Annotated in this window: 20 protein-coding genes; 18 read left to right on the top strand and 2 right to left on the bottom strand. The window is 61.6% G+C overall.

The window, feature by feature from the left end; all coding sequences use genetic code 11:
- Window positions 1–4 precede the first annotated feature (4 nt).
- The 6 genes from BB029_RS19215 (at window position 5) to BB029_RS19190 (ending at window position 6527) form a co-directional block, all read left to right on the top strand.
- Complete coding sequence (locus BB029_RS19215; RefSeq protein WP_065940382.1) at window positions 5–838, top strand: alpha/beta hydrolase; 834 nt, start codon at window positions 5–7, stop codon at window positions 836–838.
- A gap of 39 nt (window positions 839–877) precedes the next feature.
- Window positions 878–1312, top strand: coding sequence for a thioesterase family protein (locus tag BB029_RS19210; protein WP_065940381.1), 435 nt, complete (start codon window positions 878–880; stop codon window positions 1310–1312).
- 55 nt (window positions 1313–1367) lie between these two features.
- Complete coding sequence (locus tag BB029_RS19205) at window positions 1368–2327, top strand: tRNA-dihydrouridine synthase (protein WP_065940380.1); 960 nt, start codon at window positions 1368–1370, stop codon at window positions 2325–2327.
- 488 nt (window positions 2328–2815) lie between these two features.
- A complete protein-coding gene (locus tag BB029_RS19200) occupies window positions 2816–4114 on the top strand; it encodes a hypothetical protein (protein WP_141696568.1) in 1299 nt (432 codons plus the stop codon).
- Between the two features lie 97 nt (window positions 4115–4211).
- The gene (locus tag BB029_RS19195; protein WP_065940378.1) at window positions 4212–5180 is read left to right on the top strand and encodes a hypothetical protein; all 969 of its coding nucleotides are present in this window, start codon (window positions 4212–4214) and stop codon (window positions 5178–5180) included.
- A 72-nt stretch (window positions 5181–5252) separates the two neighbouring features.
- Window positions 5253–6527 carry a hypothetical protein gene (locus tag BB029_RS19190; RefSeq protein WP_065940377.1) on the top strand — a complete coding sequence of 425 codons (1275 nt, stop codon included), beginning with the start codon at window positions 5253–5255 and terminating at the stop codon, window positions 6525–6527.
- Between the two features lie 3 nt (window positions 6528–6530).
- Here BB029_RS19190 and BB029_RS19185 read toward each other — a convergent pair whose 3' ends face one another.
- Together BB029_RS19185 and BB029_RS19180 are read right to left on the bottom strand one after the other, a co-directional pair.
- Complete coding sequence (locus BB029_RS19185) at window positions 6531–9809, bottom strand: EAL domain-containing protein (RefSeq protein WP_065940376.1); 3279 nt, start codon at window positions 9807–9809, stop codon at window positions 6531–6533.
- A 66-nt stretch (window positions 9810–9875) separates the two neighbouring features.
- Window positions 9876–10766, bottom strand: a complete 891-nt coding sequence (locus BB029_RS19180; protein WP_065940375.1) for a LysR family transcriptional regulator — start codon at window positions 10764–10766, stop codon at window positions 9876–9878.
- Between the two features lie 140 nt (window positions 10767–10906).
- On the opposite strand from BB029_RS19180, the gene leuC reads away from it, so the two are divergent.
- The 12 genes from leuC to BB029_RS19120 all read left to right on the top strand — a co-directional run bounded on the left by leuC (window position 10907) and on the right by BB029_RS19120 (window position 24951).
- Entirely contained in the window at window positions 10907–12325 is a 1419-nt protein-coding gene (leuC, locus tag BB029_RS19175) for a 3-isopropylmalate dehydratase large subunit (protein WP_065940374.1), read from the top strand.
- Window positions 12326–12335: 10 nt separating this feature from the next.
- Entirely contained in the window at window positions 12336–12980 is a 645-nt protein-coding gene (gene leuD, locus BB029_RS19170; protein WP_027604069.1) for a 3-isopropylmalate dehydratase small subunit, read from the top strand.
- A gap of 136 nt (window positions 12981–13116) precedes the next feature.
- Window positions 13117–13881: a class I SAM-dependent methyltransferase gene (locus tag BB029_RS19165; protein ID WP_065940373.1), complete on the top strand. Its 765-nt coding sequence runs from the start codon at window positions 13117–13119 to the stop codon at window positions 13879–13881.
- 52 nt (window positions 13882–13933) lie between these two features.
- Window positions 13934–15016: a 3-isopropylmalate dehydrogenase gene (leuB, locus tag BB029_RS19160; protein ID WP_017530190.1), complete on the top strand. Its 1083-nt coding sequence runs from the start codon at window positions 13934–13936 to the stop codon at window positions 15014–15016.
- A gap of 64 nt (window positions 15017–15080) precedes the next feature.
- A complete protein-coding gene (gene asd, locus BB029_RS19155; RefSeq protein ID WP_027604071.1) occupies window positions 15081–16193 on the top strand; it encodes an aspartate-semialdehyde dehydrogenase in 1113 nt (370 codons plus the stop codon).
- Between the two features lie 249 nt (window positions 16194–16442).
- The gene (locus BB029_RS19150; RefSeq protein ID WP_065940372.1) at window positions 16443–17453 is read left to right on the top strand and encodes an aspartate-semialdehyde dehydrogenase; all 1011 of its coding nucleotides are present in this window, start codon (window positions 16443–16445) and stop codon (window positions 17451–17453) included.
- Between the two features lie 163 nt (window positions 17454–17616).
- Complete coding sequence (locus BB029_RS19145) at window positions 17617–20178, top strand: FimV/HubP family polar landmark protein (RefSeq protein WP_065940371.1); 2562 nt, start codon at window positions 17617–17619, stop codon at window positions 20176–20178.
- 140 nt (window positions 20179–20318) lie between these two features.
- Window positions 20319–21143 carry a tRNA pseudouridine(38-40) synthase TruA gene (truA, locus tag BB029_RS19140; protein ID WP_027604074.1) on the top strand — a complete coding sequence of 275 codons (825 nt, stop codon included), beginning with the start codon at window positions 20319–20321 and terminating at the stop codon, window positions 21141–21143.
- Window positions 21144–21207: 64 nt separating this feature from the next.
- Entirely contained in the window at window positions 21208–21840 is a 633-nt protein-coding gene (locus BB029_RS19135) for a phosphoribosylanthranilate isomerase (protein WP_065940370.1), read from the top strand.
- Window positions 21841–22083: 243 nt separating this feature from the next.
- Entirely contained in the window at window positions 22084–23004 is a 921-nt protein-coding gene (accD, locus tag BB029_RS19130; protein ID WP_027604076.1) for an acetyl-CoA carboxylase, carboxyltransferase subunit beta, read from the top strand.
- Window positions 23001–24308: a bifunctional tetrahydrofolate synthase/dihydrofolate synthase gene (gene folC, locus BB029_RS19125; protein ID WP_065940369.1), complete on the top strand. Its 1308-nt coding sequence runs from the start codon at window positions 23001–23003 to the stop codon at window positions 24306–24308. The genes accD and folC overlap by 4 nt, the downstream gene beginning before the upstream one ends.
- Window positions 24292–24951 carry an SPOR domain-containing protein gene (locus tag BB029_RS19120; RefSeq protein ID WP_065940368.1) on the top strand — a complete coding sequence of 220 codons (660 nt, stop codon included), beginning with the start codon at window positions 24292–24294 and terminating at the stop codon, window positions 24949–24951. The genes folC and BB029_RS19120 overlap by 17 nt, the downstream gene beginning before the upstream one ends.
- Window positions 24952–24960 lie beyond the last annotated feature (9 nt).

The following is a 24960-nucleotide window of genomic DNA, read 5'->3' as shown; positions in this document are numbered from 1 at the left end:
AAGGATGGGCGCGTTAACCTGGATTCGTCGCTTCAACGGCACGCTGGGGCACCTGGCGCCGCAAACGGTGGCCAACAAGATGCGGCGTGCCTTCATGACGCCGCGCGACCTGCCGCCACGTGACTGGGAGCTGCCGCTGCTGGCGCAATCGGAGCGCATCACCTTGCGTTTCGGCTTGTCGGCCCTGCGCTGGGGCCAAGGCCCTGCGGTGTTGTTGATGCACGGCTGGGAAGGCCGTCCAACCCAATTCGCCAGCTTGATCACCGCGTTGATAGACAACGGTTACTCCGTGATCGCCCTGGACGGTCCGGCCCATGGTCGTTCACCGGGACGGGAAGCTCACGTGCTGCTGTTCGCCCGAGCCATGCTGGAGGCGGCTGCCGAACTGCCGCCGCTGCACGCCGTGATCGGCCATTCCATGGGCGGCGCCAGTGCGATGCTGGCAGTGCAGTTGGGGCTGCGTACCGAGGCGTTGGTGAGCATCGCCGCACCGTCACGCTTCCTGGATGTGCTGCGCGGCTTTACCCATATGGTCGGTTTACCGGCGCGGGCACGCTCGGCCTTTATCCAGGAGGTGGAGTTGACGTTCGGCATGCCGCTCAAGCATCTGGATGTGGCGCACTACCAGATGAATATCCCCGGCCTGATCGTGCACGCCGAAGACGATACGTTTGTTCCGGTCAAAGCGTCTCAAGCCATCCACGAAGCCTGGTTCGACAGCCGCCTGCTGCGCCTGGAACAAGGCGGGCACCAGAAAGTGCTGGCCGATCCCAGGGTGATCGAAGGCGTGCTGGCGCTATTGGCCGGCTGTCGTCTACAGGACCGGCAAACCGCCTGATACACTGCTCCCGCCGACATCAATCGACTGGAGCAAGGCATGGGCTGGGATTTGGCAACGCCGTTTATCATCGATCTGCAGGTCGCGCCTGAAGACATTGACGGCCTGGGGCACGCCAATAACGCGGTATACGTGTCCTGGCTGGAGCGCTGCGCCTGGCGCCATTCCCAGCGCCTGGGGCTGGACCTCACCGAGTACCGCCGCCTGGACCGTGCCATGGCCGTGGTGCGCCATGAAATCGATTATCTGGCGGCAGGCTACGAAGGCGACGAGTTGCAGTTGGGCACCTGGATCGTCGATTGGGACCAGCGCCTGAAGATGACCCGTCGTTTCCAGCTGGTACGCCCGCGTGACGGTGCGACCTTGCTGCGGGCGCACACCACCTTTGTCTGCATCGAATTGTCCAGCGGTAAGCCCAAGCGCATGCCGGCCGAATTTCTCGACGGTTATGGTCCCGCCCTGACAGGGGGTTAACGGTTGCCGCGGGAAACCCAGTAAACTGCGCCACGATTTTTGTTGAGTGTTTTCCATGCAAATTGCTTTGGCGCCCATGGAGGGGTTGGTCGACAACATCCTGCGGGACGTGTTGACCCGCGTGGGCGGTATCGACTGGTGTGTGACCGAGTTCATCCGCGTCAACGACCGCCTGCTCACCCCGGCGTATTTCCACAAGCTTGCCCCGGAACTGCTGCACGGTGCCCACACCGCAGCTGGTGTGCCGTTGCGCGTGCAATTGCTCGGCTCCGACCCGGTTTGCCTGGCGGAAAACGCCGCCCTGGCCTGCGAGCTGGGTTCCGAGGTGATCGACCTGAACTTCGGCTGCCCGGCCAAGACCGTCAATAAGTCCCGCGGCGGTGCAGTGCTGCTCAAGGAGCCAGAGCTGCTCAACCAGATCGTCGAACACGTGCGCCGTGCCGTGCCGGCCCATATCCCGGTGACCGCCAAGATGCGCCTGGGCTTCGACAGTCCGGATGGCGCGCTGGTGTGCGCCACGGCCCTGGCCGAAGGCGGTGCGGCGCATATCGTGGTGCATGCGCGTACCAAGACCGATGGCTACAAACCGCCCGCCCACTGGGAATGGATTCCGCGGGTGCAGGAGGTGGTCAAGGTGCCGGTGTTCGCCAACGGCGATATCTGGAGCGTCGAAGACTGGCGGCGCTGTCGGGAGATCAGTGGTGTCGAAGACATCATGCTCGGTCGCGGCCTGGTGGCGCGTCCGGACCTGGCTCGGCAAATCGCCGCCGCGCGTGCAGGCGAAGACGTCGTGGAAATGACCTGGGCGCAAATGCAGCCCATGCTTCAAGACTTCTGGACCCAGTCGGTAGCACAACTGACCGAGCGTCAGGCTCCCGGTCGATTGAAGCAATGGCTGGCGATGTTGACGCGCAACTACCCCGAAGCTGTAGCGCTGTTTACCGCCCTGCGCCGCGAAACCGAACTGGGGCAAGTCAGTCGTTTGTTGGGTATGGATGCGCCTGCCGCTGCCTGATCTATAACGATACTGTTGATCACCTGCCGATGGTTCAAACAAGGCTCTTTATCGAAAGATAAGGAGCCTTTTGCGTTGCGGGATTTTTGAGTTGTGACTGAGTTGTTCTGAAAACTTCCGTAGTTATTCGTGCGACAGCTTAATTATGACTGATGATTTTTTGTGCCCGCTAACTATCACAGAACAATAGTTAATGGTGTTGTTAAGTATGTCTCCTAATTGCATGTCTGACGCTTTATTAATAGGTGTGTCACGCGAGTGTGACGTCGACGTGCGCTGAATCAGGCTTTTCTTGGAATTGCCATGAGGCAAAGTCTGAAAGTGCGTGTTGGTTTCCTTATGTGAGGTGCGATTTCTGGAACCCGATAGCCTCAGGCTCCACGAAAGTAGTGACTGTGAGGCAACGCTGTTGTCTTCCAGTCCACCTAAATTTCATTGCTGTCCCAGGCATTTAATGGCCGAGATGGCGCTGACGAAGGAACTTGCTTATGTCTCTCTCGATCAATAATTCACCTTCTATGAAACTTGATACGGCACGCGATGAAGTGCCGTCCTCAACACTCCCAAAGTCCAGCGTGCCATTGAGTACCTCCAAGACGGATTCAGCATGGACTTCATCTGCACTTTTTCCTGACAATGCCCGAACGACTCAGGGTGAAATGATGATCAGCGCGGGGGCGCTTTCAAAGTTGTTCGACATGCTTGAGCAAGTCTTCAAGTCCATGCGTGAGGTTATTTTAGGAAAAAATGTAACCCCTCAACCCGCTATCCCCTCCGATAAGGCACTCAAGGCCACACCGGATTCGTCTGACCCGCTGAAAATGAAGGCAGCTGCAGCCACGTTACCGAAGGCCTCGTCGGATTCGGCTGACCCACAGAAGATGAAGGCAGATGCAGGCACGTTACCGAAGGCCTCGTCGGATTCGGCTGACCCGCAGAAAATGAAGGCAGATGCAGGCACGTTGCCAAGGACCACGTCGGCTTCGACAGACCCACAGAAAGTGAAGGTAAATGCAGACCCGTTGGCGAAGACCCCGTCGGATACGACGAGCGAACTGAAAGTGAAAATTGACGACGGGTTGCTTCCAGGTACGTCACACAAGCCCACGTCACATGTTTCACCGGCGGTACCCGTGCCCAGCGTCAACGTGAGTAACGACTCGAATGCGCAGGTAAAGGTGGAGCTCAATATTGGTCGTTGTCACTGCCCTGACACTCCCGTCGAGCACGACAGAGGCAGGCTGAAGACCGTGCCCGACGCGGCGCCCAATCCTGTCCCGATGCCCAAGGCCGAGGTGACTCCACAACCCGAAGCCCGGGTGCCGGACACCAAGCCCGGCGTGCAGCCCAAGCCCGCGTTGATGCCCAAGGCCGAGGTGACTCCACAACCCGAAGCCCGGGTGCCGGACACCAAGCCCGGCGTGCAGCCCAAGCCCGCGTTGATACCCAAGGCCGAGGTGACTCCACAACCCGAAGCCCGGGTGCCGGACACCAAGCCCGGCGTGCAGCCCAAGCCTACGTTGATACCCAAGGCCGAGGTGACTCCGCAACCCGAAGCCAAGGTTCCGGGCAGCCATCCTGGTGTGCTGCACAAGCCTGAACCGATGCCCCAGCCCGGGGTAGTACCGCAACCCGACACGAAGATCGTGCCCCCGACTGATACCAAGCCGACGGTCACTCCAGATCAGCCAAAGCCTGAGCCTGACGTGACCAGCCCGGGCCCTGCTGAAAAAGATAACGATCTCAAAGGGTGGAGTTTTATCAATCGTCGTCGGCTGAAAACCTGACGCCAGGCATCGCAATTCAACTTCTTCGATAAATAAAAACAGTGTTTCTCCGGGGAGCTTAACGTCCGGAGAAACACTAAGAAAGTGGAGAGAAACCATGTCGTATTGCTCGATTGATAACATTGCACGCGTAGTGGATGTTCGGCAGGTGTTGAACAGCGATTTGTCGGCGCCTGCCAACGAACTCATGCCTTCATACCGCTTTAACCCCGTCGAGCCTGTCAAAGCCGCTGTCTCTACTCCTCTAGGCGTGCCACGAAGTAACACGGCAGTAGGGGCGGACTCAAATCCAGCTGCCAGCCTTATTGCCTTGTTCACTTCATTTTTCACGCAGTTGTTTAACCTTCTCTCGAATAAAACGGATAAGGTCGTTCCCGATAGTAAGCCGCTGTCCCAAATCACTCCAACTGTCGACCCACCGGCTCCGCCAGAGCCGCAACCGCAACCGAAACCGCAACAAAGTTTCCCCATAGCGAACTTGTCCGATAAACGAAATGGTGCCAAGCCGGATAATATCTGGAGTGGGTTTCGCCAAGGCCCGGATGGCAACTGTGTCACGGTATCGGCTATTAAGGCGGCCATGTACAAGTTCGGCCAAAGTCCAACGGATATCTATAAAGAGGTGGTCAAGACCAACAACGGTTATCGGGTGACGATGCGCGACGACTTTGTACTTAACTTGACGGATCAAGAGTTGAAGGTTGGCGCCGCAGGTTCGCTCTTTATCGGCTCCGATAAAGGCATGCTCAAGGACGCGCAATTTCTGTTCGCTGTCAGTGCCAAGCGTGCGCAGATGGAAAACAACGACGGCTGGGCGAGCCGCAGTTATCGCGCAGCAGTGCGAACATTGAACGATGGGGAGGATGATGATGGGCCGGGTGAGGGCTTCCTGCGTTTGGGGCTGCGCAAGCACATGAAGAGGGTCAACGTGCGTGACCTCGCCAAAGGCCAGTTGGGCATGTGCAATCGTGCCCGTCATTCGGTGGCCGTGATCAATGGCCGCGAAGAGATTTATGGGCGCCAAGGCTCGGCGCCGACACGTGGGGTCGCCATCGCGCTGGTGTGATGCGTGTGTGCAAGGCGTGCAGCCAGGGCCTCTGGCTGCACATTTCCAGTCCAGTCTTGAGTGAGCAGTCCCATGAACACTTTGATTGAGGGGCGTGGCCCGGTCATGGCCAATCGGCCGTATGAGTACGTTTCAAGTATTTCCAACACCAGGGCCGGGGTGAGACTTGATGATCCCGTGAATGCATTCAATGCCGCCGAACGTCGATTTGGCGAAAACTATGACTGCAGTACCCATGCGGCCGTTATCAAAATGATGATGATGACATTCGGTCGACACCCCACTGATGTATTCAATGAGGTCGTTCCCGCAGGTGACGGGTATGCCGTCACCATGAAAGACCAATACAACGTGCATGTTTCACAGGCGGAACTTGAACGAGCGGCACAGGCTTGCAGGTTCACAGGGCGGGACCCCGAGGCGGTGAAACACGCCAGCTTCATGTTCGCGGCCTTTGTGAAACGCAAGCAGCTGTCAGGCGGCTATGGGACGTTCGATGCCGCCCTGGCGAAGACCCTTGAGGGTGAGACAAGCAAGCGATGCCTGGAGGGCATGGGCGTGTATGGTTTGTCGCGATCCGTAGAGGCCAGCGATATGGTTGGCAGGGAGGCTGCCTGGGTACGGCAAACCCATGCCTTTGGCGCTGCGCTGGTGGTGAACGGCATCGTGTCCAACTATGGCCGGCAGGGGCGGACCGAGGGTGGTTATGGGTATGTGCTGTTTGATGATCGCCAGGTTCCATCGCACCCAGGTGTGGAGGTTTCCCTTGTACCAGAAAGCATCAGGCATGCGGATATCTGGCGCGGTTTTTATCAAGGGGCAGAGGGCAATTGTGTCACGGTGTCGGCAATCAAGGCCGCCATCACGCGATTCCCTGACGGCATCTATACGGCTATCCACAGGACACGCGATGGCTTTGAGGTGACGATGCGTGATGGCGTCCGGCTGCGGTTGACGGACGAGGAACTGAGGCAGGCAACCGCAGTCTCGAATTTTCTCGGCAGCGATCGGGTGTTGCTCGATTACGCCAACTTCCTCTACGCCGTCAGCGCTAAGCGCGCGCAAATGGAAAATAACGACTTCCGTGCCCGGCAAAGCTATCCGGTCGCCCTGGAAACCCTCAATGACGGTGAAGCTCCTGGCGAGGCACTCCGACGTCTGGGCCTGTTTGCCTACATGCGTAACAGCACGGTAGACGAGTTGGCCCAGGGCGCGATCGGGACGATGGAAGACGGTTGGCATTCCGTGGCGGTGGTCGGTGGCGCACTGGACCTGTATGGGCAAAAGCACGCGTTGCACACGTCGCCCTGGAAACGCAGGGCGTTGAGCGCGCTAAAGCTGGTGTGAGGCTTAGCCGAGCAATCGCCTGAACCCCTCGATCGGCAGTGGCCGACTGTGCAAATACCCCTGGAACAAATGGCAGCCCAGCTTTTGCAGGAACGCCAATTGCTCCGGGGTTTCCACGCCTTCGGCAATCACCGTCAGGTTCAGGCTGCGGGCCATGGCCACAATGGCGCGGATGATTTCGGCGTCGTTGGGGTCATGGGTCGCGTCGCGTACGAAGGACTGGTCGATCTTCAGCGCATCCACCGGCAAGCGCTTGAGGTACGTCAGCGATGAGTAGCCGGTACCGAAGTCATCCATGGCAAAACTGACACCGAGCTTCTTCAGGCGGCGCATCTTTGCCACGGTGTCGTCCAGGTTCTGAATCACGATGCCTTCGGTGATTTCCAGTTTCAGCAGGTTGCAGGGCAGTTGATGCCGCTTGAGGCTGCGCTCCACCCGTTCGACAAAGTCGTTCTGGCGAAACTGCCGGGGGCTGATGTTCACGCACAGGCTGAAATTCAGCGGGTCCACCAAGCCTTCGGCAATCAGCTGTGCAAAGGCGGCGCAGGCCTCATCGAGGATCCAGGTACCCACTTCGAGAATCAGGCCGCTGTCTTCCAGGACCTTGATGAATTCGGACGGTGACTGCGCGCCCAACTGCGGATGCTGCCAGCGCACCAGGGCCTCGGCGCCGACGATCTTGTTGCCGCGCGCGTCCACCTGGGGCTGGTAATGCACGCTGAACTCGCCGCGTGACAGGGCCAGGCGCAGGTCGGTTTCCATGCGCAGGCGCTCGCTGGCGGCCTTTTGCATGCTGTTGTGGAACATCTGCGTGGTGTTGCGCCCCGAATCCTTGGCCCGGTACAGGGCGATGTCGGCGCGCTTGAGCAGGTCCGCCGGGGTGGTGCCATGGTCGGGAATCAACGCCACGCCGATGCTTGGTGTGACCTGCAGGCGATGGCCATCGAGGAACATCGGCTCCGAAAGCAATTCGCGCAGGGTATCGGCCAGTTCCTGCACCTGGGTGCTGACTTGCGTGCGCGTGCCATCCAGGCCGCTGAGCAGTACCACGAACTCATCGCCGCCCAGGCGCGCCACCGTGTCCTCCATGCGCACGCTGGCTTCCAGGCGCGCGGTGACGATTTTCAGCACGGTGTCGCCCACCGGGTGGCCGAGGGAATCGTTGATGTGCTTGAAATGGTCGAGGTCGAGAAACAGCAGGGCACCGCGCAGGTTATGGCGCTTGAGCAAGGCGATCTGTTGGCTCAGGCGATCCATCAGCAGCGCACGGTTGGGCAGGTTGGTCAGCGGGTCGTGATAGGCCAGGTGACGGATCTGCGCCTGGGCGTTTTTCAGCAGGCTCACGTCCCGCGCGGTCAGCAGCAGGCACGGGGTTTCATTGAGGGTGATCGGCTCGACCGAGACTTCTACCGCCAACACGTCGCCGCGTTTGTTGTGCCAGAGCATTTCCAGGTGAGGGATGCGCCCCTTGATCTGCAATTCGGCCAACAAGGCGGAACGCTGGTTTTCATCGGCCCAGATGCCGATCTGGTACAGCGTCAAGCCAATGGCTTCTTCGGCGCGGTAGCCGGTGAGGCGGCAGAAGCCGTCGTTGACCTCCACATAACGGCCGGTGTCGCGCTCGGTGATGGAGATAGCGTCGGGGCTGGAATGGAAGGCCTTGGCGAATTTTTCCTCGCTGGCCTTCAGCGCGGCCTCCGAGCGTTGTTGCTGGGTGATGTCGCGCAAGGTGGTGACGATGCACGGCTGGTCGCCCACCTTGATCAGCCGGCTGGAAATCATGCAGGTCAGGGTTTGGCCGTTCTTGTGGTGCACCACGATGGCCACATTGCTCAACGCCTGGTCGCGAATCACCTGTTCGATACGCTGCAGGCGTTTGCTTGACTCGTCCCACAGGCCGATCTGCTCGGCACTCTTGTCGATCACCTCGGCCGCCGTCCAACCAAACGTCTGGGTGAAGGCGGGGTTGATCTCGATGAACGCGCCACTGTCCAGGCAGGTCACGCAGATGGGATCGGGGCTGGCCTGGAACAGGCTGGCGAACTTTTCTTCGGAGGCGGTCAGGCGTTGTTCGCGCTCCACCTGGTCGGTGATGTCCAGCAGGGTGCCAGCCATGCGCAGCGGCGCCCCTTGCTCGTCGCGGTAGAGGCGGGCGCGGCTTTCCAGGTAGCGCGAGCTGCCGTCGTCCAGTGGCACGCGGTAAGTCAGTTGGTAATTGCCGGCCGGGCCTTCGCGCAGGGTGCGATAAGCGTTGCGCATGTTCTCGCGCTCTTGCCTGGGCATGCCCTCGAAAAACGCCTCGAAGGATTCATGGAAGGGCTCGGGTGGCAGACCGTGCAGTTGAGCGGCGCGGGCCGAGCCGTAGAGCATGCCGGTGGGGATATGCCAGTCCCAGGTGCCCAGTTGCGCCGAGTCCAAGGCCAGGTCCAGGCGCTCCTGGCTGTCCTTGAGGGCATTTTCGGCGTTTTTGCGCTCGGTAGTGTCGAGAAAGGTGCTGATCAAGTAGGCCTCGCCCTCCAGCTCGACCTTTTGCGCACAGAGGGTGCCATCGTGGATCTGGCCGTTGCTGGCGCAGAACTGCACTTCCATGGTGATGGGTTCACCCTTGCGCTGGGTGGCCTGGACCATCTGCGCGCGTTGTTCGGGGTGGCGCCACAGGCCCAGGTCCAGGGTGGTGCGGCCAATGGCATCGGCCACCGGCCAGCCGAAGAGCATCTCGAAATACTGGTTGGCTTCGCTGATCAGGCCGTCGGACTGGCGGGTCAACAACACCATGTTCGGGCACAGGTGAAACAGCGTGGCGAAGCGTTTTTCGGAATGGCTGAGGGCGTGCTCCCGCTCGCGCTGGCGAGTGGTCTCGCGGATCACGCCGATCATGCGGCGCCGGCCGGCCTTGTCCGGTGCCAGGCTGCCATTGATCTCCAGCCAGTGATGGGTGCCGTCCGGCCATTGGATGTGATGGTGCATGGCCTGCTCGAAAGGCTCGCCGGCCAGCACCGCATGAAAGGCGCGCACCACCCGGGAGCGATCCGACGGCGCCAGCAGGTCGAGGTAATCCAGGTCCTTGGGCAGTGGTTGGCGCGGGTCGAAGCCGAACAGCGCCTGGGTGCCCCGTGACCAGCTTATTCTTCCGGTGTCGATTTCCCAGCACCACGCGCCCAGCCGGGCCGCATTCAGGGCTGCCAGCAGTTGCGGGGCGCTGTCCCAGCTTTGTTCCGCCTGCTGGGGGTCCAGGGCGTAGATGCGGGGCAGGGGGGGTAGAGGGTCGACAGGGTTGCGCATTATCAAAGGGCCTTGGCTCGATGGGCAAACAGCGCGGTTTTATTCACAACCTGGGGCCGCACGGCGTCATACCGGTATCACTGGCAGATCCACCTGTGCATCCAACAGGCTCATGAACGCCCGCGCAGCGTTCGACAGTGTCCTTTCGGTGTGCACGATATAGCCTAGCTGGCGACTGAGTTGTATGCCCGGCAAAGCGATACTCGCCACCTGCTCATCGAGCATGGTGCGCGGCAACACGCTCCAGGCCAGGCCGATGGAGACCATCATCTTGATGGTTTCCAGGTAGTTGGTACTCATCGCGATGTTCGGCGTAAGGCCCTGGGCCTCGAACAGACGGCTGACAATATGGTGGGTAAAGGTATTACCGCCAGGGAAAACCGCCGGGTGGCCGGCAATATCGGCCAGGCTGACCTCGCGGTTGCCGGTAAGGCTGTGCTCCGGCGCCACCACGAAATCCAGCGGGTCATCCCACACCGGTGTGGCGCGTACCAGGTGATGGGGGTCGGGCGCCAGGGTGATCACCGCCACTTCGGCGCGGCCGTGGAGGATTTCTTCGTAGGCCACTTCCGAATCGAGAAACTGAATATCCAGGGCCACGTTCGGGTATTCGCGGGTGAAGGTGCGCAGGATCGGTGGCAAACGATGCAGGCCGATGTGGTGGCTGGTGGCCAAAGTGAGGCGGCCGCTGACTTCTCCGGTGAGGTTGGTGAGGGCGCGGCGGGTGTCGTCCAGCACGTTGAGAATCTGATAAGCGCGCGGCAGCAAGGCCCGGCCGGCTTCGGTCAAGCCGACTTCACGGCCCAGGCGATCGAACAGTCGCACCTTCAATTGCTGTTCCAGGCCGGCGATGCGCTTGCTGATGGCCGGCTGGGTCAGGTGCAGGCGTTCACCTGCGCCGGAGAAGCTGCCGGTCTCGGCGATGGCAATAAAGGCATTGAGGTTGGCCAGGTCCATGGTTGTATTCCAGTTGGTAATCCAAAGCATAAAAAATATGAATTTGAGTTATTTAATGTAGCGCCATACCATCAGCCTCACAAGCCAAAGGGTTATTGAAAAGCCCGGCGCATAGAAACACCGCTGATGAGGACCGACTGATGGCCGGCAAAACGCTTTACGACAAGCTTTGGGATTCCCATGAAGTGAAACGGCGCGACGATGGCTCGTCGCTGATCTATATCGACCGTCACATCATCCATGAAGTGACCTCGCCCCAAGCGTTCGAAGGCCTGCGGCTGGCCGGGCGCAAGCCTTGGCGCGTCGACTCGATCATCGCCACCCCGGACCACAACGTACCGACCACCCCGGAGCGCAAGGGCGGGATCGACGCCATTGTCGACACCGTGTCGCGCTTGCAGGTGCAGACCCTCGACGACTACTGCGACGAATATGGCATCACCGAATTCAAGATGAATGACGTGCGTCAAGGGATCGTCCACGTGATCGGCCCGGAGCAGGGCGCCACCTTGCCGGGCATGACCGTGGTCTGCGGCGACTCCCACACTTCCACCCACGGTGCGTTTGGCGCCCTGGCCCACGGCATCGGCACCTCGGAGGTGGAACATGTGTTCGCCACCCAGTGCCTGGTCGCCAAGAAAATGAAGAACATGCTGGTGCGTGTCGAAGGCACCTTGCCGTTCGGCGTGACCGCCAAGGACATCGTGCTCGCCGTGATCGGCAAGATCGGCACCGCCGGCGGTAACGGCCATGCCATCGAGTTCGCCGGCAGCGCCATTCGCGACCTGTCCATCGAGGGCCGCATGACCATCTGCAACATGTCCATCGAAGCCGGTGCCCGCGTGGGCATGGTGGCGGCGGACGAGAAAACCATTGAGTACGTGAAGGGGCGCCCATTTGCACCGCAAGGCGCCGATTGGGACGCCGCGGTTGAAGCCTGGAAGGACCTGGTGTCCGACGCCGATGCGGTGTTCGACACCGTGGTTGAACTCGACGCTGCCCAGATCAAGCCGCAAGTCAGCTGGGGCACTTCGCCGGAAATGGTCCTGGCCGTCGACCAGAACGTGCCGGACCCGGCGCAGGAAGCCGACCTGGTCAAGCGCGGTTCCATCGAGCGCGCCTTGAAGTACATGGGCTTGAAGGCCAACCAGGCGATCACCGACATCCAGTTGGATCGCGTGTTTATCGGCTCCTGCACCAACTCGCGGATCGAAGACCTGCGCGCGGCGGCGGTGATCGCCAAGGGCCGCAAAGTTGCCTCGACCATCAAGCAGGCCATCGTGGTGCCAGGCTCGGGTCTGGTAAAAGCACAGGCTGAGGCCGAAGGCCTGGACAAGATCTTCCTCGAAGCCGGTTTTGAGTGGCGTGAGCCGGGCTGCTCGATGTGCCTGGCGATGAACCCGGACCGCCTGGAATCGGGCGAGCATTGCGCGTCCACCTCCAACCGTAACTTCGAAGGGCGTCAGGGCGCCGGTGGCCGTACCCACCTGGTCAGCCCGGCCATGGCCGCCGCTGCTGCCGTCAACGGTCGTTTCATCGACGTTCGCGAATTGATCTGAGGAAAACCCGATGAGAGCTTTTACCCAACACACCGGTTTGGTCGCGCCGTTGGACCGTGCCAACGTCGACACCGACCAGATCATCCCCAAGCAGTTCTTGAAGTCGATCAAGCGCACCGGTTTCGGCCCCAACCTGTTCGACGAATGGCGCTACCTGGACGTGGGCTACGCCTACCAGGACAACTCCAAGCGCCCGTTGAACAAGGACTTCGTGCTCAACGCCGAGCGCTACCAAGGCGCCAGCGTGTTGCTGGCCCGGGAAAACTTCGGTTGCGGCTCCAGCCGCGAGCACGCGCCGTGGGCCCTGGAAGAATATGGCTTTCGCAGCATCATCGCGCCGAGCTATGCCGACATCTTCTTCAACAACAGCTTCAAGAACGGCCTGTTGCCGATCATCCTGACCGACGAAGAAGTCGACGAGCTGTTCAAGCAAGTGGAAGCCGATGTGGGCTACCAGTTGACCATCGACCTGGCTGCGCAAACCGTGACCCGTCCGGACGGCAAGGTGTACCACTTTGAGGTGGACGCCTTCCGCAAACACTGCCTGATCAACGGCCTGGACGATATCGGCCTGACCTTGCAGGACGGCGATGCGATTGCCGCGTTCGAAGCCAGGCACCGGGCGAGCCAGCCCTGGTTGTTTCGTGACGCATAAATTGATGTAGGCAGGACCGGCTTCATCGGGGGCAAGCCCCCTCCCACCTTTTGAGTTGTGAATACATTCAAATGTGGGAGGGGGCTTGCCCCCGATAGGGCCGGTACCAGCAACACAACCCTTGAAGGATGCCACCATGACCAGCACCGCCCACACCCAAGTCGTGCAAAAACAATTCGGCGAACAGGCATCTGCCTACCTGAGCAGTGCCGTGCACGCCCAAGGCACCGAATTCGCGCTGCTCCAGGCCGAACTGGCCGGGCGGGGCGATGCGCGGTTGCTGGACCTGGGTTGCGGTGCCGGTCATGTGAGTTTCCATATGGCTCCATTGGTCAAGGAAGTCGTGGCCTACGACCTCTCCCAGCAGATGCTCGATGTGGTGGCCGCCGCTGCGCAAGATCGCGGTCTCACCAATATCGGCACCGTAAACGGCGCCGCCGAGCGCCTGCCGTTTGCCGATGGCGAATTCGACTTCGTGTTCAGCCGTTATTCGGCGCACCATTGGAGCGACCTCGGCGTGGCCCTGCGCGAAGTGCGCCGCGTGCTCAAGCCGGGCGGCGTGGCGGCGTTTATCGATGTCTTGTCACCGGGCAGCCCGTTGCTGGACACTTACCTGCAAACCGTCGAAGTGCTGCGCGACACCAGCCACGTGCGTGACTACTCCGCCGCCGAATGGATGCGCCAGCTCAGCGAAGCCGGCTTGCACGTACGCAACAGCAGCCGCCAGCGCCTGCGCCTGGAATACACCTCGTGGGTCGAACGCATGCGCACACCGCAAGTGTTGCGCGCCGCGATCCTGGAGCTGCAGCAGGCGATGGGCCAGGAAGTGCGCGATTACTACGAGATTCAGGCCGACGGCACCTTCAGCACCGACGTGCTGGTGGTCTGGGCCGAACGCTGATTAATTTTCCCGGCCTGCCCACGGGCAGGTCGCTCGATGAAATGAGGAACCCATGAGCAAGCAGATTCTGATTCTCCCTGGCGACGGTATTGGTCCGGAAATCATGGCCGAAGCGGTCAAGGTCCTGGAGCTTGCCAACAGCAAGTACAGCCTGGGCTTCGAATTGAGCCACGACGTGATCGGCGGCGCTGCCATCGACAAGCACGGCGTGCCCCTGGCCGACGAAACCCTGGACCGCGCCCGCGCCGCCGATGCCGTGCTGCTGGGCGCCGTGGGTGGCCCGAAATGGGACAAGATCGAGCGTGATATCCGCCCTGAGCGCGGCCTGCTGAAAATCCGCGCGCAACTGGGCCTGTTCGGTAACCTGCGCCCGGCGATCCTCTACCCGCAACTGGCCGACGCATCGAGCCTGAAGCCGGAAGTGGTGGCGGGCCTGGACATCCTGATCGTGCGTGAACTGACCGGTGGTATCTACTTTGGCTCGCCACGGGGCGTGCGCGAGTTGGAGAATGGCGAGCGCCAGGCCTACGACACCCTGCCGTACAGCGAGAGTGAAATCCGCCGTATTGCCCGCGTCGGTTTCGACATGGCCCGTGTACGCGGCAAGAAGGTCTGCTCGGTGGACAAGGCCAACGTCCTGGCCTCCAGCCAACTGTGGCGCGAAATCGTCGAAGAAGTGGCCAAGGACTACCCGGACGTCGAACTGAGCCACATGTACGTCGACAACGCCGCCATGCAACTGGTCCGTGCGCCGAAGCAGTTCGACGTGATCGTCACCGACAACCTGTTCGGCGACATCCTGTCCGACCAGGCGTCGATGCTCACCGGTTCCATCGGCATGCTGCCGTCGGCGTCCCTGGACACCAATAACAAAGGCATGTACGAGCCTTGCCACGGCTCGGCGCCGGACATTGCGGGCCAGGGTATTGCCAACCCGCTGGCGACCATCCTGTCGGTCTCGATGATGCTGCGCTACAGCTTCAACCTGAGCGACGCTGCGGACGCGATCGAGAAGGCCGTGAGCCTGGTGCTGGACCAGGGCCTGCGCACCGGCGACATCTGGTCGCAGGGTTGCACCAAGGTGGGTACGCAGGAAATGGGCGACGCAGTAGTCGCCGCGCTGCGGAATCTGTAATCTCTCGGGCCCGCTTGCAGTTGTTGCTGCAAGGCGGCCCACTTTTTAACAAGGTGTAGTTGCGATGAAACGTGTAGGTCTGATCGGTTGGCGCGGTATGGTCGGTTCCGTGCTCATGCAGCGGATGCTGGAAGAGCAGGATTTCGATCTTATTGAGCCGGTGTTTTTCACCACTTCGAACGTAGGTGGCCAAGGGCCGTCCGTGGGCAAGGATATTGCCCCGCTCAAGGACGCCTACAGCATTGAAGAGCTGAAAACCCTCGACGTGATCCTCACCTGCCAGGGTGGCGACTACACCAGCGAAGTCTTCCCCAAGCTGCGTGAAGCCGGCTGGCAGGGTTACTGGATCGACGCCGCCTCGAGCCTGCGCATGCAGGACGACGCCGTGATCATCCTCGACCCGGTCAACCGCAAGGTCATCGACCAGCAGTTGGATGCCGGCACCAAGAATTATGTGGGCGGCAACTGCACCGTCAGCCTGATGCTGATGGGCCTGGGCGGCCTGTTCGAAGCCGGCCTGGTCGAGTGGATGAGCGCCATGACTTATCAGGCAGCTTCCGGTGCCGGCGCGCAGAACATGCGTGAGTTGATCAAGCAGATGGGCGCGACCCACGCCGCCGTCGCCGATCAACTGGCCGACCCGGCCAGCGCGATCCTCGACATCGACCGCCGTGTGGCCGAAGCCATGCGCAGCGATGCCTACCCGACCGAGAACTTCGGTGTGCCATTGGCCGGCAGCCTGATCCCGTGGATCGACAAAGAGCTGCCGAACGGCCAGAGCCGCGAAGAGTGGAAGGCCCAGGCCGAGACCAACAAGATCCTCGGCCGGTTCAAGAGCCCGATCCCGGTGGATGGCATCTGCGTGCGCATCGGCGCCATGCGCTGCCACAGCCAGGCGCTGACCATCAAGCTGAACAAAGACGTGCCGATCGCCGATATCGAAGGGCTGATCAGCCAGCACAACCCCTGGGTCAAGCTGGTGCCGAACAACCGCGATATCAGCATGCAGGAGCTGAGCCCGACCAAGGTCACCGGCACCCTGAATGTACCGGTGGGCCGTCTGCGCAAGCTGAACATGGGCACCCAGTACCTGGGCGCATTCACCGTCGGCGACCAACTGCTGTGGGGCGCGGCCGAGCCGTTGCGTCGCATGCTGCGGATTTTGCTGGAGCGTTGATCGCTTGAAGCAATAATAGAAACCCGCGTTCTGGTGACAGGCGCGGGTTTTTTATTGTTCTTTCGGGCGCTATCGGGAGCAAGCCCCCTCCCACATTCAACCGAGTTCCAACCTTGAAATGCTGTTCACTGTGGGAGGGGGCTTGCTCCCGATAGCGCCATCAGCCACTCCACCAGCCCCAGGCTAATTGCCTCACTCCCGGCCACCCGGTAAAGTGCCGCTCCCCCCGCAATGCCCGAGGCAGCCCCCATGACCCAGACCTTTGAAATTGCCGTGATCGGTGCCACCGGTACGGTCGGCGAAACCCTGGTGCAGATTCTCGAAGAGCTGGCATTCCCGGTGGGCACCCTGTACCTGCTGGCGGGCAGTAACTCTGCTGGCGCGTCGGTACCGTTTCGCGGCAAGAACGTACGGGTCAAGGAGGTCGACGAATTCGATTTCAGCAAGGTGCAACTGGCCTTCTTCGCCGCAGGCCCGGCAGTCACCCTGAGCTTCGCGCCCCGTGCCACGGCGGCGGGTTGCTCGGTGATCGACTTGTCGGGAGCCTTGCCCGCCGAGCAGGCGCCCCAGGTGGTGCCGGAAGCCAATGCCCATGTCCTCGACGGCCTGGAAAAACCTTTCCAGCTCGGCAGCCCGAGCCCGTCCGCCACCAACCTGGCGGTGGTGCTGGCGCCGTTGCGCGGCTTGCTGGACATCCAGCGTGTCGCCGTCACTGCCAGCCTGGCAGTGTCTGCCCAGGGCCGCGAAGCCGTCAGCGAATTGGCACGTCAGACCGCCGAACTCCTGAACGTGCGCCCTCTGGAGCCCAAGTTCTTTGACCGGCAAATGGCCTTTAACCTGTTGGCACAAGTCGGCACGCCAGACGCCCAAGGTCATACCGCCTTGGAAAAGCGCCTGGTTCACGAACTGCGTGCAGTCCTGGAATTACCTTTGCTAAAGATTTCCGCAACTTGCGTTCAAGCACCGGTGTTTTTTGGCGATAGCCTGACTGTGTCATTGCAATTGGGCGCGGCGGTCGATCTCGCCGCCGTCAACCGCGCATTGGAGGCCGCGCCCGGTATCGAGCTGGTAGAAGAGGGTGATTACCCTACAGCCGTGGGCGACGCAGTCGGCCAGGATGTGGTCTACGTAGGCCGGGTGCGCGCGGGCGTGGATGACGCGGCTGAACTAAATCTGTGGCTGACGTCAGATAACGTACGCAAGGGCGCCGCCCTTAACGCCGTGCAGCTGGCGCAGTTGTTGATAAAACGCCTTGCGTAAAAGATACTTGGCGGCAATTTGTAGATTGATTCTAACCAGGCGCTATGCTTGGCCCCAAGCAGGAACAATTGCGCGTCGGTGACCTATCGGCTCGCCATGCCTTATGGCAAGCGGTTACCAACCTTCTCGCAGGCCGGGGAGTGTTCAAACAAAGGATGAGGCTATGGTTCAAGTTCGCAAACTGGTGTTAGCAATAGCGGCCGCCTCGGCGCTGTCCTCCGGTATGGCGCAGGCGCTGCAGCTGGGGGAAATGACCCTTAAGTCGACGTTGAACCAGCCGTTGTCGGTGGAAATCGAATTGCTCGATGTCGGTGGCCTCACGGCGTCCGAGATCACCCCGAGCCTGGCCTCATCCCAGGCATTCGTGGACGCGGGCGTCGATCGTCAGGCGTTTCTCGATGACCTGACGTTTACCCCGGTCATCAATCCCAGTGGTCGCAGCGTGGTGCGCGTCACCTCCAGCAAGCCGCTGCCGGATTCCTACGTACGTTTCCTGCTGCAGGTGCAATGGCCCAATGGCCGCTTGATGCGCGACTACAGTGTGTTGCTCGACCCTGCCAAGTTCGACCAGTCGGCTTCGACCTCCGCAGCACCTGCACCGCGCGTGGGAACGCCCGCCCGTACTGCGCCCGTTGTGAGCACGCCGGCCCAGCACACCACCACCTCCCGCGACACCCTGTGGGAAATTGCGCAGAAGCACCGCAATGGCGGCTCGGTGCAGCAGACCATGCTGGCCATTCAGGCACTCAACCCCGACGCCTTTATCGACGGCAATATCAACCGCCTGAAAACCGGCCAGGTGCTGCGCCTGCCGGACACCGTACAAAGCACGGCGTTGCCGCAACCTCAGGCAATCGCCGAAGTGAGGGTACAAAATGCCGCCTGGCGCCAGGGTCGGCGCGGGGCGACCAATCAGGCGGCCGGCAAGCAGCAACTGGACGCCACCAAGCGTGCCCAGGCCGGCAATGCGCCGTCGACCACCAATACCCAGGACAACCTGAGCCTGGTCTCGGCTGAAGCAGCCAAGAAAGGCGGCAAGGGCAAGGCCGGCGACAGCCAGGTCCTGAGCGACAAGCTGGCGATGACCCAGGAGCAACTGGACACCACTCGCCGCGATAACGAAGAGCTCAAGAGCCGTGCCGCAGATCTGCAAAGCCAGTTGGATAAACTGCAAAAGTTGATTCAACTGAAAAACGATCAACTGGCCCGTTTGCAGGCAGAAAAAGGCGACCCGGCCGTAGCGGCGACGGCAGCGATGCCTGCACAGCTGGCAAGCGACCCGGCCGCCACGCCGGCAGCACCCGCTGCACAGACCGCCGCGCCAACGCCAACCCCTGCTGCGCCGGCACCTGAAGCGGCTAAACCGGCCGCCGCACCTGACACCACCGAAGGCAAGTTCAATGAACTGCTGACCAACCCGGTTGTCCTCGGTGTGATCGGCGGCGCGGCTGGCCTGGTGGTGTTGCTGCTCCTGCTGCTGTGGGCGCGCCATCGCAACGCCCGCCGTGAAGAGGAAAAGCACTTGCGCATGGCGCGGGCGCTGGCTGAAGAGCCGGAATTTACCTCGAACATCGAACAGGACCTGCCGTCGGACAGTTTCGAAGGCCTCGAAGTGCCGCCGCCGAACGTCAAGCTGGCAGCGGCTCCGGCACCCGCTCCAGTGGTTGCGCCGGCGGTGGCGGTTCCGACGGTTGCCTCCGTGCTCGCGCCGCTGGCCGCTGCCGTGGCCCCGCAAAACGCCAACGATGCCCTGGCGCAAGCCCAGTCCCATATCGACCGTGGTCACCTGAACCAGGCCGCCGATGTGCTGGAACAAGCGATCAAGCACGAGCCCAAGCGCAGCGACCTGCGGTTGAAGCTGATGGAAGTCTACGGCCTGCAAAGCGACAAGGACGGTTTCGTGACCCAGGAGCGTCAACTGGTGGCCAATGGTGAGAACCATGCCCAGGTCGAGCAACTCAAGTCGCGCTTTCCTGCGATGGCGGTATTGGCGGCGGGCGTCAGTGCCGCGGTTGCCGCCGCGGCCCTCGACGCTCAGTACGTCAAGGACCTGCTGGAAGACAAACCGGCCGTCCCAGCCGCCGAGCCCGATGCACTCGACACCGATTTCGACCTGAGCCTGGATGAGCTGGAGGCGGCTTCGCCAGCCAACCTGGACGACGAACAGACGTTTGCAGCGCTCCTGGAGCAGCAATCGGCGTCCAAGGCCGACAAGGAAAACCTGTCGGACTTCGACCTGGATCTGCAGCCGAATACCCCGGCGTCCGAGCAGTCCGACGATGACTTCCTTTCCGGTCTTGAGGACCAGATGAAGGATGTGTCGGCAGTGGAGCCGCCGACGCTGACCCCATCGGCGCTGGATGACTTCGATTTGCCGGAGGATTTCGACCTGTCCCTGGCGGACGAGCCAGGCGAAGCCGCCAAGCCGGATGCCTTCGCTTCGGAGCTGGACGATGTCAACGCCGAGCTGGATCGCCTGTCCCAAAGCCTGGAGAATCCGCCCATCGAACCCTCCTTTACCGCCGAGGACGCGGCGCTGGGTGGGGATGAGCCGGAGTTCGACTTCCTGTCTGGCACGAATGAAGTCGCCACCAAGCTCGATCTCGCCCAGGCCTATATCGACATGGGTGATGCCGACGGCGCGCGGGACATCCTCTCCGAAGTGCTCACCGAAGGTGATGAGGCTCAGCGCGGCGAGGCCAAGGAAATGCTCGGCAAAATCTGAAGGTTGATGCCGGTGCGGTGTGGGAAGGTCAATCCCTAACAAAAGCGCACGCCACGCAGCTGCCGCATTTATAATGGCTGCCTTTGCGCAACTCATCAGGCTCTCAGTTCTTGGCAAATATAGATAACCCGGCCGCCGAAATGGCGGCCGCTGGCTTTTACCGCATCGCCCTCGGCGTGGAATACAAAGGCTCGCGCTATCGCGGCTGGCAGCGTCAGGCGTCAGGCGTGCTGACGGTGCAGGAAACCCTGGAGAAGGCGCTGTCGAAAGTGGCTGACTCCCCGGTGTCGTTGATGTGCGCCGGGCGTACCGATGCCGGTGTGCATGCCTGCGGCCAAGTGGTGCACTTCGATACCCAGGCCGAACGCACGATGAAGGCCTGGGTGATGGGCGCCAATATCAATCTGCCCCACGACGTCAGCGTCAGTTGGGCCAAGGTCATGCCTGCGCACTTTCATGCGCGCTTCAAGGCCATTGCCCGGCGTTATCGCTATGTGATCTACAACGACCAGATCCGTCCCGCGCACCTCAACGAAGAAATCACCTGGAACCACCGTCCGCTGGATGCCGAGCGCATGGCCGAGGCTGCGCAGCATCTGGTGGGGGTGCATGATTTCAGTGCGTTCCGTGCCGGCCAGTGCCAGGCCAAGTCGCCGATCAAGGAAGTCCACCACCTGCGGGTGACTCGCCACGGCAAGATGATCGTGCTGGACATCCGTGCCGGCGCTTTCCTGCACCATATGGTGCGCAACATTGCGGGCGTATTGATGACCATCGGTACCGGCGAACGCCCGGTGGAATGGGCCAGGGAAGTGCTGGAAAGCCGCATCCGCCGCACGGGCGGCGTCACGGCGCATCCGTTTGGCCTGTACCTCGTGGACGTGGAGTACCGCGACGAGTTCGAGCTGCCGCAGCGTTTCATCGGGCCACACTTCCTCACAGGGTTCAGTGAACTTGGCGGCTGACGCCCGGAATAGCTTTTGTTACCATCCGGGACTTTATCGGTCCAATCCCTGAGGTTTCTACGACATGCCTGCCGTTCGCAGCAAGATTTGCGGGATTACCCGCATAGAAGACGCGCTGGCGGCAGTCGAGGCGGGGGCGGATGCCATTGGCCTGGTATTTTATGCCAGGAGCCCACGGGCGGTGAATGTGTTGCAGGCGCGGGCGATCGTTGCGGCGCTGCCGCCGTTCGTGACCACCGTGGGCTTGTTCGTCAACGCCAGCCGCTGCGAACTCAACGAAACCCTGGATGCCGTGCAGTTGGATATGCTGCAATTTCACGGCGACGAAACCCCGGATCAATGTGAAAGCTACCAACGCCCGTATATCAAGGCGTTGCGGGTCAAGGCGGGTGACGATATCGCGAGGGCCTGCGCTGCCTATTCCGGCGCGCGTGGCATTCTGTTGGACACGTATGTCGAAGGCGTACCCGGTGGTACCGGCGAAGCGTTCGATTGGTCGCTGATCCCTGAAGGGTTGAGCAAGCCGATCATCCTGGCCGGGGGGCTCAACCCTGGGAACGTCGGTTCGGCGATTCAACAGGTCCGGCCGTATGCCGTGGATGTCAGCGGTGGGGTAGAGCAAGGCAAGGGCATCAAGGATCACGACAGGATTCGCGCATTCATGCAGGCGGTGCGCAACAGCTGTGTCGGGATGTGACGGCTGGCAGTCTGCCGCCGTCCATAACTACCACTGTGTAAAACAGCCCGGCGCCGCCTGAGGGAGGCCCGGAAATGAAGTGGCAACCTGCGCAGGCAGGCTGTCTGGAAGGCTGAGGATGCAGGCTGGAAATGGCAGGTCGAACGTCTGACCCCGTCCAGCCTGCGTCATCGCCACATATGAATTTAGCTCAAGGGCATACGCGGGGCTGTGTTCAAGCTACCGGTACTGGAGAAAGAAAGCATGAGCAACTGGTTAGTAGACAAACTGATCCCTTCGATCATGCGTTCCGAGGTGAAGAAAAGCTCGGTTCCTGAAGGTCTGTGGCACAAGTGCCCATCCTGCGACGCGGTGCTGTACCGCCCCGAGCTGGAAAAGACCCTGGATGTTTGCCCCAAGTGCAACCACCACATGCGTATCGGCGCCCGCGCCCGCATCGACATCTTCCTCGACGCCGACGGCCGTAACGAGCTGGGCGCCGACCTGGAGCCGGTCGACCGTCTCAAGTTCCGCGACGGCAAGAAGTACAAGGACCGCCTGACCGCTGCGCAAAAGCAGACCGGTGAGAAGGACGCGTTGATTTCCGTCAGCGGCAAGCTGCTGGGCATGCCGGTGGTGGTGTCGGCGTTCGAGTTCTCCTTCATGGGCGGCTCCATGGGGGCCATCGTCGGCGAGCGCTTCGTGCGCGCGGCCAACTACGCCCTGGAAAACCGTTGCCCGATGATCTGCTTCGCCGCCTCCGGTGGTGCGCGGATGCAGGAAGCGTTGATCTCCCTGATGCAAATGGCCAAGACCTCTGCGGTGCTGGCGCGTCTGCGCGAAGAAGGCATTCCGTTCATCTCCGTGCTGACCGACCCGGTCTACGGCGGTGTTTCCGCCAGCCTGGCGATGCTGGGCGACGTGATTGTCGGTGAGCCAAAAGCCCTGATCGGCTTTGCCGGCCCGCGCGTGATCGAGCAGACCGTGCGCGAAAAACTGCCGGAAGGCTTCCAGCGCAGCGAGTTCCTGCTGGAGCACGGCGCAATCGACCTGATCATTCCGCGCGGTGAGCTGCGTCCACGCCTGGGTAGCCTGCTGGCTCAGATGATGGGCCTGCCGACACCTGTTTACGTCGCGCCTAAAGTCGAGCCGATCGTTGTGCCGCCGGTGCCTGCGAACCTATGACCCAACGTACCCTGGGCGAATGGCTCGCCTACCTCGAGCAGTTGCATCCGTCCGCCATCGACATGGGCCTGGAGCGCTCGCAACAGGTAGCGGCCCGCCTTGGGTTGGGCCGGCCGGCGCCGCGTGTGATCACGGTGACCGGCACCAACGGCAAGGGCTCTACCTGTGCCTTTGTTGCCGCGCTGCTGCAAGCCCAGGGGCTGAAAGTAGGCGTGTACAGCTCGCCGCACTTGCTGCGTTACAACGAGCGGGTGCAACTCAATGGCGTCGAAGCCAGTGATGAGCAACTCTGCGAAGCCTTCGCCGCACTCGATGCCGGGCGCGGTGAGATTTCCCTGACTTACTTCGAAATGGGCACCCTGGCGGCGTTCTGGCTGTTCGAGCGTGCGCAGCTGGATGTGGTCGTATTGGAAGTGGGCCTGGGCGGACGCCTGGACACCGTCAACGTGGTGGATGCCGACCTGGCGCTGGTCACCAGTATTGGCGTGGACCATGCCGACTACCTGGGGGATACCCGCGAGTCCGTGGCCTATGAAAAGGCCGGGATTTTCCGTCCGGGCAAGCCTGCGCTATGCGGTGACCTGGATCCGCCGCTGCCCTTGTTGGACAAGGTGCGTGAACTGGGCTGCCCATTCTTCCTGCGGGGCCGCGAATTCAATCTTGAAATCGATGACCGGCACTGGCAGTGGTGCGGGCGGGATGCCCGTGGGCAGGCTGTGGAGCTGCGTGATCTGCCCTTGCTGAATCTGCCGATGGAGAATGCCGCACTCGCGCTGCAAGCCTATCTGTTGCTGGACCTGCCTTGGCAGGCTGAGCAGATTGCTGCGACGTTGCTGGCGACCCGCGTGGTAGGGCGCCTGGATCGCCGGGTGTTCGACTGGCACGGCAAGCGCCTGAACCTGCTGCTGGATGTGGGGCATAACCCCCATGCCGCCAGCTACCTGGCGCAACGCCTGGCGCGCACGCCGCCGTCGGGGTGTCGCCTGGCTGTATTCGGCTTGCTTGCCGATAAGGACCTGGAGGGCGTGGTTGCGCCGTTGCTGGACAGCGTCCAGGCTTGGGCGGTCGCGCCGCTGGATACGCCGCGCAGTCGTCCGGCCCATGAGCTTGAGATCGTGTTACAGAACCTTGGTGCGCCGGTGGCGTCGTATGCAAGCGTGACTGCTGCCCTGGAGGCACAGTGCGCGGTAGCGACGGCCGAGGACGAAATTCTGTTGTTCGGATCATTTTATTGTGTTGCCGAGGCGCTTGAGTGGTTGGCCCGGCGCTCCACGGAGGAAGCTGCACATGGCATTACTGGATAGCGCATACAAGCAGCGAATGGTTGGAGCCCTGGTGCTGGTGGCATTGGCGGTGATCTTCCTGCCGATGCTGTTTTCCCGCCAGGACGAGCAGCGCCAGGTGGTTGTCGAGGCTCCGGCTGCGCCCCAGGCACCGGCAGTGCCGCAAGTGCAGGTGGAGCCGGTGGTGGTGCCTGAGCCGCAGGCGTTGCCTGAAGAAGAGCCGGTGCCGACTGACGATGAGGTGGCTGCGCAGCAGGCGCCGTCGATGCCGGTGCAGCCAAGCGTGCCGGTGGTCAAGCCGACACCTGCTCCGGCGGTCGCCGCCAAGCCGGCGACGCCTGCGCCTGCGCCCAAGCCGGTGGTGCCGCAGCCTGCCGCGCCGGGCAAGCCGGATGTGGGTCAGAGCCGTATCGATCCGAATGGTCTGCCGATCAGTTGGTCGATCCAGGTGGCCAGCCTGGGCAATCGCGAAGGCGCCGACGCCTTGCAGAAGAAGCTGCGTGCCCAGGGCTACAACGCCTATATCCGTAGCGCCGACGGCAAGAACCGGGTGTTTATCGGGCCGCTGATCGAGCGCGCCGAGGCCGACCGGCTGCGGGATTTGCTGGACCGTCAGCAGAACCTGAAAGGCTTCGTCACACGCTTCCAGCCTGAGCGCGGCTGAGCCCGTATC

The sequence above is a fragment of the Pseudomonas sp. S3E12 genome (assembly GCF_001702295.1).
In the GTDB taxonomy this organism is placed as follows: Bacteria; Pseudomonadota; Gammaproteobacteria; order Pseudomonadales; family Pseudomonadaceae; genus Aquipseudomonas; species Aquipseudomonas marginalis.
Note: the sequence above shows the minus strand (reverse complement) of the source record. Positions and strands in the feature narration are given on the sequence as shown.